General features: G+C 39.8%; 16 protein-coding genes. 5 read left to right on the forward strand and 11 right to left on the reverse strand.

Annotated elements, in window-relative coordinates:
- Positions 1–314 precede the first annotated feature (314 nt).
- The 4 genes from E6Q52_RS04920 to E6Q52_RS04935 form a co-directional block, all read right to left on the reverse strand.
- A complete protein-coding gene (locus E6Q52_RS04920; RefSeq protein WP_152604423.1) occupies positions 315–602 on the reverse strand; it encodes a hypothetical protein in 288 nt (95 codons plus the stop codon).
- A 216-nt stretch (positions 603–818) separates the two neighbouring features.
- Positions 819–1,163: an XRE family transcriptional regulator gene (locus E6Q52_RS04925; RefSeq protein WP_047516666.1), complete on the reverse strand. Its 345-nt coding sequence runs from the start codon at positions 1,161–1,163 to the stop codon at positions 819–821.
- A 74-nt stretch (positions 1,164–1,237) separates the two neighbouring features.
- Positions 1,238–1,447 (reverse strand): MbcA/ParS/Xre antitoxin family protein, encoded by a 210-nt coding sequence (locus E6Q52_RS04930; RefSeq protein WP_047516662.1) that lies wholly within the window; start codon positions 1,445–1,447, stop codon positions 1,238–1,240.
- Positions 1,448–1,560: 113 nt separating this feature from the next.
- Positions 1,561–1,968, reverse strand: a complete 408-nt coding sequence (locus E6Q52_RS04935; protein WP_047516660.1) for a hypothetical protein — start codon at positions 1,966–1,968, stop codon at positions 1,561–1,563.
- Positions 1,969–2,057: 89 nt separating this feature from the next.
- Between E6Q52_RS04935 and E6Q52_RS04940 the strand changes: the two genes are divergently transcribed.
- Complete coding sequence (locus E6Q52_RS04940) at positions 2,058–2,342, forward strand: helix-turn-helix transcriptional regulator (protein ID WP_047516657.1); 285 nt, start codon at positions 2,058–2,060, stop codon at positions 2,340–2,342.
- A gap of 9 nt (positions 2,343–2,351) precedes the next feature.
- On the opposite strand, the gene E6Q52_RS04945 is transcribed toward E6Q52_RS04940, so the two are convergent.
- Together E6Q52_RS04945 and E6Q52_RS04950 are read right to left on the reverse strand one after the other, a co-directional pair.
- Positions 2,352–2,945: a Got1/Sft2-like family vesicle transport protein gene (locus E6Q52_RS04945; RefSeq protein WP_047516654.1), complete on the reverse strand. Its 594-nt coding sequence runs from the start codon at positions 2,943–2,945 to the stop codon at positions 2,352–2,354.
- 32 nt (positions 2,946–2,977) lie between these two features.
- A complete protein-coding gene (locus E6Q52_RS04950; protein WP_081979325.1) occupies positions 2,978–3,628 on the reverse strand; it encodes a helix-turn-helix transcriptional regulator in 651 nt (216 codons plus the stop codon).
- A 93-nt stretch (positions 3,629–3,721) separates the two neighbouring features.
- Here E6Q52_RS04950 and E6Q52_RS04955 point away from each other — a divergent pair, with 93 nt between their 5' ends.
- From E6Q52_RS04955 to istB, 3 genes are all read left to right on the forward strand, one after another.
- Positions 3,722–4,009: a helix-turn-helix domain-containing protein gene (locus tag E6Q52_RS04955; protein WP_152604422.1), complete on the forward strand. Its 288-nt coding sequence runs from the start codon at positions 3,722–3,724 to the stop codon at positions 4,007–4,009.
- A gap of 203 nt (positions 4,010–4,212) precedes the next feature.
- The gene (gene istA, locus E6Q52_RS04960; RefSeq protein ID WP_047516648.1) at positions 4,213–5,754 is read left to right on the forward strand and encodes an IS21 family transposase; all 1,542 of its coding nucleotides are present in this window, start codon (positions 4,213–4,215) and stop codon (positions 5,752–5,754) included.
- 1 nt (position 5,755) lies between these two features.
- Positions 5,756–6,508 carry an IS21-like element helper ATPase IstB gene (gene istB / locus E6Q52_RS04965; protein ID WP_047516645.1) on the forward strand — a complete coding sequence of 251 codons (753 nt, stop codon included), beginning with the start codon at positions 5,756–5,758 and terminating at the stop codon, positions 6,506–6,508.
- Between the two features lie 77 nt (positions 6,509–6,585).
- Here the strand turns inward: istB and E6Q52_RS04970 are convergent, their stop codons facing one another.
- From E6Q52_RS04970 to E6Q52_RS04985, 4 genes are all read right to left on the reverse strand, one after another.
- Positions 6,586–7,575: a GTP pyrophosphokinase family protein gene (locus tag E6Q52_RS04970; protein WP_292819215.1), complete on the reverse strand. Its 990-nt coding sequence runs from the start codon at positions 7,573–7,575 to the stop codon at positions 6,586–6,588.
- Positions 7,572–8,669: a nucleoid-associated protein gene (locus E6Q52_RS04975; RefSeq protein WP_047516641.1), complete on the reverse strand. Its 1,098-nt coding sequence runs from the start codon at positions 8,667–8,669 to the stop codon at positions 7,572–7,574. The genes E6Q52_RS04970 and E6Q52_RS04975 overlap by 4 nt, the downstream gene beginning before the upstream one ends.
- A 619-nt stretch (positions 8,670–9,288) precedes the next feature.
- A complete protein-coding gene (locus tag E6Q52_RS04980) occupies positions 9,289–9,663 on the reverse strand; it encodes a lysozyme inhibitor LprI family protein (protein WP_292819218.1) in 375 nt (124 codons plus the stop codon).
- 109 nt (positions 9,664–9,772) lie between these two features.
- Entirely contained in the window at positions 9,773–10,069 is a 297-nt protein-coding gene (locus E6Q52_RS04985; RefSeq protein WP_292819221.1) for a bis-aminopropyl spermidine synthase family protein, read from the reverse strand.
- Positions 10,070–10,336: 267 nt separating this feature from the next.
- On the opposite strand from E6Q52_RS04985, the gene E6Q52_RS04990 reads away from it, so the two are divergent.
- Entirely contained in the window at positions 10,337–11,278 is a 942-nt protein-coding gene (locus tag E6Q52_RS04990; RefSeq protein WP_292819224.1) for a hypothetical protein, read from the forward strand.
- Positions 11,279–11,285: 7 nt separating this feature from the next.
- Here the strand turns inward: E6Q52_RS04990 and E6Q52_RS04995 are convergent.
- Positions 11,286–11,420 (reverse strand): IS3 family transposase (locus E6Q52_RS04995; protein ID WP_292818770.1); only part of this gene is annotated, 135 nt, incomplete at its 5' end.

Raw genomic sequence — 11,420 nt, forward strand, 5'->3', positions numbered from 1 at the left:
AATCCTGATAATCCTATGGTTGAGGGCTGACGGAAATATTGATCACAGGAATTACTAAAGTCGGTGAATCCACGCAGATAATTAGAAGCTCTCAATCTGACCTAAGGGGGTAAACTCATCAACATAGTTCATTCATTATTAATCTGTAGCTGCACTTCATTGGCTTCCGGATTAAGTGAGCTTATTGAATTTGTTTTTTGTTTTCTAATTTTTTCTTATAGTTGTGCATTTTGTAGGCAAAAATGGACAATCCAATGGCAAAGATGGTACCAATAATACTTAGGTAAATCGCTACATTAAGCATGGCTCACTTATCACTTTTCTTTATTTATCCCAGCCCAACCATCTGAGATCGCCTTTTTGATTTCATCAAGAGAAGCTACATTGTTAGTCTTTTCGGCCAACATTCCGAAGAAATGTGATTCAGACAATTTTGCGTAAGTCTCAGACATTTCGCGCTGGCTTTTTCTCAATAAATCGATTTCTTCTGCAGTCAGCATCCGAGAGCTATTTAGATCTCTCTTTGCTAACAATTGATGCAGTTTGCGGGTTGAGGGAGTCAAAGAGTCATTAAATTCTTCATTCTCTGAGTCACTTCTCATATTCAAGCCCTCTGTGAATTAATTGAAAATACCTGACTTTGCAGGATATTACAGGCTTTTTGCAATATCAACTCCAGCCTGAAACTACCACTAAACTCTATTGTTTATGCCTAAACTTTATTGTCCGTATACATCAACGTACATAAATCAGACGCATACCACTTTGACCTAGAAACCTGATGATCAAGAGATCATCTGACAACTAGACCTTATGCATTAAAGTGGCGCGCTCTTGTCAGGCGCAACTTCAATTTTCAAGTCTGAAAAATTGCTTATACTTACTGCGCCACAAGGAAAACAAGCGACAATTTCCAACTCGCCACCCATTGCCTCGATATGGGTCCTCAAACTAGATAAATACATATCTGCGCGTTTTTCTAATTTTGCAATTGATTGTTGCTGAACATTCAATACTTGAGCCAGCATTAGTTGAGAGAGGCCATATGCTTGCTTTAATTGATGAAGTGGCAACTCTCTTAAAAGTTGTTCTGTCATAGCTTGAGAACGCAGCTGCGATTCAGATCTCATATTTAACCGAATATCCGAGAATTCTTTAGCCATCTTTGACTCATTTCTTTTATGTGTTAACAGTATCATCGAACAACATTTCAGCTGAATTCTTGAATCGCTTGAGCTTAAACCGCTCCGCCATAATTTATGGCACTTAATATTTTCTGAACCTCAGCAAATCCAGAGGATGATTTGGCCATAACGATAGGAGCACCCCCTAACAAGGCGTGATATTGATTGAGCCAAGACTCAGCAACCGGTTCGGAACCGAAGGCATGAAGAGCCAAAGCACGAATCTGTACAAGGTTTGCAGCACTGTTAGACTCTACAATCATATTAACCTACTGGTTTAATGCGGAGGTGATTCATGAAATCCTGGTTAAGGGTTATTCGTCCTCCGACTGCTACGGTTAGTGTGATAATTTGCATCCTAATAATGTGTCCTATGCTAACTAATTGATGAGTACACTTTATTAATTTGCACGAGGCTTTCTTTCTTTGACAGACTGAAGAGGCGCCCGTCGTTTAGTTCGATCGTGACCTTTTCTGTATCATCGGTTTTGTTTTGATACACTGATTTAATTATTTCTTTTTGCCATGTCCTGGCGCCATCTAATGTGAAAGAGTTCATCAGATAAATATGGTTGATTTTTAATTCTGTGTTTTTGATCAAACTCAGTAAATCATCATCTGCACCAATAATTATTTCAATTGATTCAGAGCTTCCTTTAATGGAAGTGCAGTTTGCGTGAAACCAATAATCACAATCAACAAGATAGACGTAGCGCCAATAATTGGGATTAAGATCGCCTATATTAGTATGCGGAATATTATCCTCATCAATTGTTACTAACATTATTTCGGAATATTCGATGAATGTGTCCTTTAGATTATAGTCCTTTAGGACACATTTTGGCTATATAAGCTCCTTTATAGGGGCTTCGTATGGAAATTCAAAAAGCGCTGGGTTTAGCCATCAAAGAGATTCGAATAAGTAAAGGATTAACGCAAGAGTTTTTTAGTGACATATCAAGCAGAACTTATGTGTCAGTCCTGGAGAATGGAAAAAAGAGACCTTCCATAGAGAAGATTGATAGCTTGGCGACAGCCATGGGAATACACCCTCTGACAATACTTACACTATCGTATTTAATCTTGGATAAAGAATTAAATATTGCTGAGTTGCAAAATAAAATCTCAAGTGAGTTGGAAAAAATAAAATCAGTTTAAATCGTTAGCTTACTCAATCGTAAACGAACGTACGCGTAGGCTATCCAAGATTTTTATTTTTGGTAAGTCCTTCAGAACCCCGGAATGTTTTAGAGTTTGCCAAGGTGCAACCATGAATTTCTTAATATGATAAATACAAATACCCCATACACTTAGGATCGTGCCTAGTGCCAAAAGTATTCCCCATACGGATACGCTGGATGAACCAGTAATGGCAAACAAATTAATCCCACAAACGAAACTGATGATTACCAATATAACGAAACCAATAATAGGCGACACTTTGTCTGGTGTGACAAGAACTTTATTCTGATTCACTCTAATTTGACCAGACTTGATCAATGTTTTTACCTCTATGTCGGTTAAGTTGTATCGATTTTTGATTGCAATGATTTTAGTACGTACTACCGAATTAGCATTCAATCCGAAGCGATACTTAAACATTCTTTGATTACCCAATGCCACTCGGTCCAGCTCCTCATCTGAACGAGTCGCCATATACACCTTCATTGATACGGGTAGATTTAATTCATAGTAGTCCCGGTTGGCATTTCTTTGTTGTTCAGCAATGTTCAATTCTATATTTTGAGCTTGATTAGTCATGATGAGTGTATGCAGTATCAGAGATTAAATAATCATCCTTCGTAGTAGTCTCGTCCAGCATTACGCTGAATAGAATTAATGTTGATGCTAATCGACGTTGGCTGTTGGGTTAGTAAACTCAAAGGATCTACAGTGTTTTTGGATTCAAAATGCGCTGCTACAGCGGCCATGATATTACGTTGACGTAATGTCTCATCAGTCCACAAATGACCGTTATAAAGCTCAATCGCTAAATCAAAATCTTCAATATCAGGTTTTATCCCATCCAAGAACTTTTTGATTTCAGGATCCGTGCCAGCCTCATTTAACTTGTTATTCTGGATTAGGAGCATGATAGCTTTTGCTGCAATATCTTTCTTTAGAATAGCCCCTCTGGCAATTGATATTTGAAGCTGAATCATTCGTAAGAAAGAAATATCAATTTGAGTTTCACCTTTCATGGTGCCCTCGCCAGTCAAAAGCCAATCTATTGAGATGCCAAATTCAATTTTTAAGGCATAGAGAAATTCAGCACCAGGTTTTTTGATGCCTCTCAGAACATCACTGACAAAACCTTGCGACACTTTAACCCTTGCAGCAAATTCAGATTGGCTCAATCCAAACATAGCTAATAGCGAAGATAATCTTGTTCCAATGCTATCAAGATTAGATAAGGAAGTTGAACGTATGGCTTGATTATTCATATCAGTATAAGATATATTAATTTATCTCTAAAGAGATATAAAATACTTAATAGAGATAGGTTACTCTTTAATACGGACTTTGTCATCTCCAATATGGATGGAATTGAAATCAATTATCGGCTTCGACGTCTTGGAATAACCCAAGCGAAAATTGCACGCACCCTTGGTGTAGCCAGTGGTGTGGTGAGCAATGTAATTCATGATCGAATTACTGCTTATGCGGTAGCAAGCCATATTGCGCGATTGTTGGAGTGTGAAATAGAAGATTTATGGCCGAAGCGCTACGTGTTTAAGCCAAGAAAAAGTACAACTCAGAAGGACGCTATGAATGCATGCGTATTATTGGAAGGAGACGTGAAATGCCCTGATGAAATTGATTGATCCATTGTGGGCCCATAAAACGCAAAACCCGAGGATTCCGGCCTCGGGTTGCGAACTGCTATCAAGTAATCGACTTGAAACTGTAGTATCTGCGCCACGCGTGAAGATGTCAAGTCACGCGTGATGGGCTTTTTCATCCCTGTGATTGAAAAGATTGCGTTAAGCAGCTGTTCTCGCATTCTAAATAAAGGAGAAAATCCCTGATGCGGATTCCAATACATTTACAGCGTGAAATCTCACGGCTGTATTTTCATACCCCCGAACAATCATCTCGTGCGATTAGCCGCTCTATTGGTGTTGCAGCCAATACAGTATCCAGGCTTGTTGATGCCATTAAAAAAAGCAATAAAAGTTCTGAAGAGTTGAACGAATTAGATGATGATGCGTGGCAAGTAGCTCTGAGTCTTACACAGAGAACTAGGACAACAAAAGAAAATCCTGATTGGGCACACATACATCAGGAAATGCTTCGACCCGAAGCAACCAGAGAACAATTATGGCGGGAATGGAAAGAAAACAATCCTAACGGTATTGGATACTCTCAATTTACTGCCGGGTATAGAAAATGGATTGGTGCTCAAAGACTGGTCATGCGCCAAATTCACCGCCCTGGGGACAAAATGTTCACTGATTTCGCTGGCCAAACCATTGAAATTCGTAGCATGTCTGGAGAGGCTTCCCGTTACGCACAACTCTTTGTTGCTGTAATGGGATGTTCTAACTACACCTATCTTGAAGCCGTTTGGCAACAAACATCAGAGTGTTGGGTGAGTGCTCAAACTAATGCTTTGGAGTTTTTTGGAGGAATTCCGAATTGGATTGTCAGTGACAATCTTAAGGCTGCTGTAAGTCGACGGGAGCGTGATCGTATAACTATCAATCCTGCTTACTCGGAATTTCTCCGACACTATGGAGCAGCATCACTACCAACTAAGCCTAAATCACCTAAGCAAAATGCTAAAGCCGAAGCTGGCGTTCAGATCGCACAGCGATGGGTTTTGTTTGCCTTAAGAGATCGGATATTTTTTAGCCTAGAAGAAGCAAATCAAGAAATTCGTCGATTAAATATTGCTCTGAATGAACGCCCTTTTAAGAAAATGGAAGGGTGCAGGAAAAGTAGATTCGAAGCACTCGATTTGCCAGCCTTACGCCCGCTCTCCGAAACACGATATGTATATGCCAATTGGCGATATGCAGTTCGGGTTGGAGACGATTATCTTATCGAACACCAGAAATCTTTTTATTCAGTTCCATGGAGGTATCGTGGTGAAACAGTAGATGTCAGATTCAATGATCGGATGATTGAAGTATTCCGTAAAAATGTACGTATCGCAATTCATGCAATCATCAATGAAATTGGAGGCCTTTCCAGAATAGAAGATCATATGCCAGCCGCGCATCGTAACGTTCTTGAAGGTGAGCCTTTAGCTTTACTCAGGTGGGCGAAGAGCGTAGGCGAAAATGCAGAAAGAATGATTACCTATCATTTAACCGAACGACACGATCCAACCAACGGCATCAGGGCGGCAAGAAAAATGCGGGAGATCTCGAAGCTTTATGGAGAGGAGCGCTTTGAAGCTGTATGTACTTATGCCCTAAGCTTGAATATAACTGCACTTCGTAGCATTGAATCCATTATTAAAAATGATGCTGATTTGAGGGCTCGCCATATTGGAGCACTTTCACAGACTATAAATCGAACGGTGCACTCTGATGTTCGAGGACCAAATTATTTTGGAGAATAAGATGTCAATCGTTGAACAAACTTTATCGAACCTTCGATTACTTAAACTATCTGGAATGGCTGACACTTACAGCTTGCAACTTGATCAACCAAATTTGAATGTAAAATCGTTCGATGAAAGATTTGCCATGCTGGTTGATTACGAAATAACCAATCGGGAAACTCGACGTATTCAACGTTTTATTAAGTCAGCTGGCTTTCCGGAACGGTGTTCTTTAGAAGATCTGGATGACAGACCTAGTAGAGACTTGGATAAACAATTGATTTCAACATTGGCAACATGCGAGTGGATACATCGAAAGCAAAATTTAACCATCCGCGGCGCGACTGGTACTGGTAAAACCTGGCTTGGAACTGCTATTGGAACTCAAGCATGCAGGCTCGGCATATCGGTGATATACATACGTAGTAATCAGCTGCTTTCAGATATTGCGACAGCACTAGCTGACGGGTCACTAGCCAGTCTAAAAACTAAACTCATTAAACCGGCATTATTAGTTATTGACGATTTTGGACATGGACAAATCAATATATCCGTTGGCCATGTCCTTCTGGATATTATCGATCAACGGATGCGCTCAGGCTCTCTATTGTTTACAACTCAATATCCCTTTGAGCAATGGCATGACCTATTTCCGGATCCAACACTGGCAGACGCTATCCTGGATCGGGTAGTGCATCAGTCACATGTACTTCATTTGAAGGGGGAATCTATGCGTAAATTGCGCGCAAAGAAAAAGCTTACTGGTCAATAATACTTTGTTTAATCCAAACTGCTGCTTGATAAAGTAGAAGCGGCAGTTTGGTTCCTAAGACTAATGAAATCGATTTCTTAATCTGGTAACTTGATGCCGAGATCACTAAACACCAGATTAAGGTCATCCCTATCTAAAGGCCACATCTCCACAGTCCTGGCAGGACTATGAGATGCTAAGTAATAAATAAGCAATATGGCTGGTTGTGAAAATATGTGTCGGATTTCACGGTATTGTTTTATTTTCGGGTAGATATAGCCAACCTTATCCAAGAACGCTGAAATATCTGCAATCGGATTTTCAGGCAGTAATTCAAAATAAGTATCTACTAAAAGTTGATTTGATGGTTCCTCACCCACATTTTGGTGAATATTTGCTTGATATCTATCCTTTAATAAATCAAGGATATCGTTTTGTGGCTTGATTGCCTTCGCAATGTCTTGCATTGCCTGTTCGAAGAACTCGTCTGTTGCTTCGATCAAAGCCATACTTTTTGCAACAGTTCTTTTAACGCCTGGCTGCGCAACCGTTTTAGGCTTGTATAGCGTGTCGTGAGTCAGTTCACTATGGGCATGTTGCAGCAATGTCCTTATTTGGACCTCACAGGAAGTATTTTCTAATATTTCAATACCCGAAAATTTATTACCTTTTGTCGCGCGAAGTACGAAGTGCACCGATTGGTATGAGAATTCTAACGGTTTCTCTAAGCGCTCAGCTTCATAATCTCTGTCCTTGGAAGCATCCCAGAACAGTTTGTTTTCTGGCGCCTCAATAATTTGGCAGACCTTTTTGATGTCGCTAGTCAGTAGAACGACAAACCGCATACCGACCTTATCGGTAACATCATCGTAAGGATTTGCGTATTGCTTGCGATAGAAAGCCTTATCCACCAAAGTAGAGTCAAGCTTAAGTCTCGGTTTTACGGGAACCTTCAGAAAGTAATCGAGTTGGGTCGGAGCAATGGACGTTTTTAAAGTCTGCTCAATCGTGTATTTAATGAAATCAGCCCAAGCCTGGTAAACCGGTTTCTCCTGTTCCCAGCGCTTAAGGAACTCCTGTTCCGTCATTCTTGATCCATAATTCGACCCCGGATAATTATCTGGGTCCACTTAGGTGTTTGGCCATCTGCGGTGGGTTCGCCATCAATTACGCTCATGTTCACAAAGTCCTCAAATGTCTCTGGTGGAGCAGTCAATTTGATATTGTGGCCAAACACGATTTTGCGTTGTTTTAGTGCTGACGCCACTTCAGTTAGATCTTTGTGGATCGCATTTAATGTGAAGCTGTTTTGCACCATGTGCTGTCGATATGCGTCTTGCAATTCTGCGGTGGGAATATAAGCCTCCGAGAAAGCTGAAACTTGCACTGTCGCTGTATTATCCACTTTGAGATATGTTGTTAGTGCAGTCAGTAAATCACTTCTAGTTTCCTCATCAATATTCGCTCTCTTAATGAAGTCCTTAGTCAACGTATGAAACTGTTTTGTTTGGAATGCACTATCCGTTGGAAAAGCCAATCCTAAGAAGGTTTCGTAAAAGTACTGTGCCGCACCTTGACGATTTCCCTTTGTGGCAAGATCATCAAATAGAAATCCTTTCCATTGGGCTGACGGGTTTTCAGGACTCGGCACTGCATCAATATTCGCTTGGATGAATGCACCAATTTTGTAGAGCTTGGCCTGCGGAGTAAGAATTAAATCCTTTAAATATTGAAGTAATAGCTGTCCTTCTTCTTGCCGTTTAATAAATCCCGCATGTGGCTCAGCTTTAATCACGCACATTAAATTGCGTGCTGGATGACCGCATGTTCCCTCGATCACTACTACGATACCACCAGGAATCCCTTTGCTCTTCTGCGCTTCTGCCAAATTGGCAGTCACAGTTTGTGAAAGGTTAATAAACGCATTATCGTTGCCTGTAGTTTGAATAATTTGATTTGCTAAATCCCAAAGGCTGTTATTTAGGGTATTTTGGATTTGCATCTCAATGCCATGGGACGACTCACCTAAAGCTTCAGTAATTCGGATCTGAAGTGCGCTTTTCGCATCGTTCTCAAGATGAATAAGCTGCTGACCATAATTGGGTTCTACTATGTTGCGATTGACATCTCTTCGATGCACTTCATGGATAATGATTCTGTTGATAGTCAGATTGTGAAACATAAGCTACCCCCTGAAGTAGTCAGTCCAGCATTGAACCCTCATGCCGGAAATTCGATGTTTTTATTCAAATTTATTGTTAGTTTAGTAAAGCAATTTCTAGAGCTAAATTAGCTTACTTCAAGTTTGATTACAAGTGAATATCAGCAATGTATAGGTTTTAATAGCCTTCAATGATATAGAGTAGGCATTTGTGATATGAAATTTAATCGTCATCCTTGTTACTGCTCCACTCAACTGGAATCACTGCTTCACTCATATCGGATTTAGTGCTCAGTAGATACTGGAATTGATGCTCAGCTCATAATGGTGAACACAACTGATAAGGCCCAAAAGATTACATAAAACCTGTAGTTTCTTGATCGTTCAAATATATCTCCAATCACTGGTGGAATTTTGGCGTTAGCCATTACCCAGTAGTGCCAGTAAATTGGATTCAGCGGGAAAGTCGTTAGTTTGACTCTTGCTAGTAGCGCAGCAATTACCAAACATACAATACTCAAGGCGATATAAAGCCAGAAAAATCTCATGTCATCGGGGATAACACCATCTCGAAGATAAGTAGGTCGATAAGATGATGGAATATGCATCTATAAGCCCTGTGTATGGATTAACTGATTTATTAGAGAAGCTTACTATTTTGACAACCAGAGCTTAAGCACTCTCGAATTCTGTCTTGCAAAAACTGGGAGCGTTTTATGGTGGTACTGGAGGCACAATTTAGATTTACGAAGAAACCTTCGCCATCGCGTTTGGAACAACTACTATTTCTCTCCGACATCCATGAAAGCTGGCCTGACTTTAAAGCCTTTTTACCATCAGAGTCTAATTTTGAATTTAGCTTTTTGAAGTTTTCATTCAACTCTTTGTCTGCTTCTTGGTAAACCTTATTTAGGCAATACAAACCGTCGAAATCATCTCTTGGTTTATCACAAGCAGAGTTAGCAAATGCCGCCCCTGAAATACAGAGTAATAGAAATATTGTTGTTATTTTCATGATGCCCCCAATGATAATGATTTTGTTAGAAATTTAGAAAATCATACTACTGTTGGATCATGAAGTATTTATTAACGAAGACCAATACGTATATATCAATCCAAGACTTTCAATTTTTATTTTCATCTCGGATTAATTTACTCTGACCCCAATTATTAGAGGGTCCATAATCGAATATCTTGCTATTTTTCAAATAGGCAACGCAGACACTTATTGCGTCTCCATCCCCAATGAAAGCAAGTCGCTTTCCATCGGTCCACTTCGCAACCAACTCACTCTGCAAAACCATGTCGCCAGCTTTCATGTAAATCTGATCAAAGGTTCGGATTGGTCTAGGTCTATTTTGAATCACATCGGAAATTGCATTGATTGCCGCTCGCAAATCAATATCTCTGTAGCCTGCCATAGTGGCCTCTCTGTGAGTTGAACGATTATTATATTTCTTGCTTCGTTACAGCTTTTAAGCTCTTACTGGACTCATCAACATAATCCTATAGGTCGCAGAACCTAGCCAAATTAAGATAAAGCAAGTGCTAAATATTTCGGCTAAAATCAGTCATGGGAATGCAATTAATTTTTATAAGGCCCATGTTTTATTAAGCATCTATCGAGTCGTATTATTAGCTTTAATCTTCATCATAGCAAAGAACATCAATAAAAAGGGAGAGCTCAATTGAGTAAAGAAGATCGCATTGACTATTTGGATGAAGAACGAAAAAAACTTTGGAAAAGTATCCTCGAACTTCGAGAGCAAATTGACAAAAGAACACCAGAATATGAAGCTGAGGCTAGACAAGCATCAAGAAAATGTTCGGAGTTTAGGAATCGATGCGAGGATGCTAAAAATGAAGCCCTAACCGCCGTAGAATTTACCCAGAATTCGCTAAATGAAGTTAACTCTATCAAGGACGAAATTATTGGTATTGCGCAAATTATTCGTGAGTCGAAAGCATCCGTGCGCAACTCGACAGATACGATTAACAGCGTGTTATCTGAGCTTACAGTCCGCAAAGAGGAATTAGAGGAGTCAATTTCGAATTTAGAGTCAATTTTTGAGAGCCCCGAATCTTATTCCGAGAAATTAAGGCTTTTTGAATCTTGGCATTCCGAATCGTTAGACGTAGTTGCGAAAACGAAAGCCTTATTTACTCAAATAACTGCCAGGAAAGCGGAGCTGGATGAGCTTTACTACGAAATAATTGGAATTCCGGCCTCGGAAGAAAACAATCAAGAAGAGATTATTGGTCTTAAAACAGAACTTGAGAATGCATTCTCTGACTTAAAAACAAATTTCGTTGAATTCGAGAAAAATAAAAAAGAAGAGGTGACTTCTTTAGTTGGAAACTGGGAAGAGGATTTTGATGACATATCTAAAAAAATTAAGGCCTTACTTCCGAATGCATTAACTGCCGGACTAAGTCACGCTTATTCAGAGAAGAAAAATGATGAACTTGCAGAGACATCCAAATTAGATAAGAGCTTTAATAGGGCAATCTATGGCCTTATCATTGTTTCGCTAATTCCCTTTGTTATCAACATATGGCTACTGTTGCAGGGCAAGTCTCTCGAAGCATCTTTATTGCAAATGCCAAGTGGACTTCACCCGCTTTACTAGACGATTATCAGGTTCCAATCTGTAACTTTTCAAACTCCATTGGACTCAGCTGATTGAGATGGCTGTGACGCCGTTTTCGATTGTAAAACACTTCGATATATTCAAATATCTCTGATTTAGCTTCCTCTCTTGATGCATAGAT

The organism is Methylophilus sp. (assembly GCF_008015755.1).
Taxonomy (GTDB): Bacteria; Pseudomonadota; Gammaproteobacteria; order Burkholderiales; family Methylophilaceae; genus Methylophilus.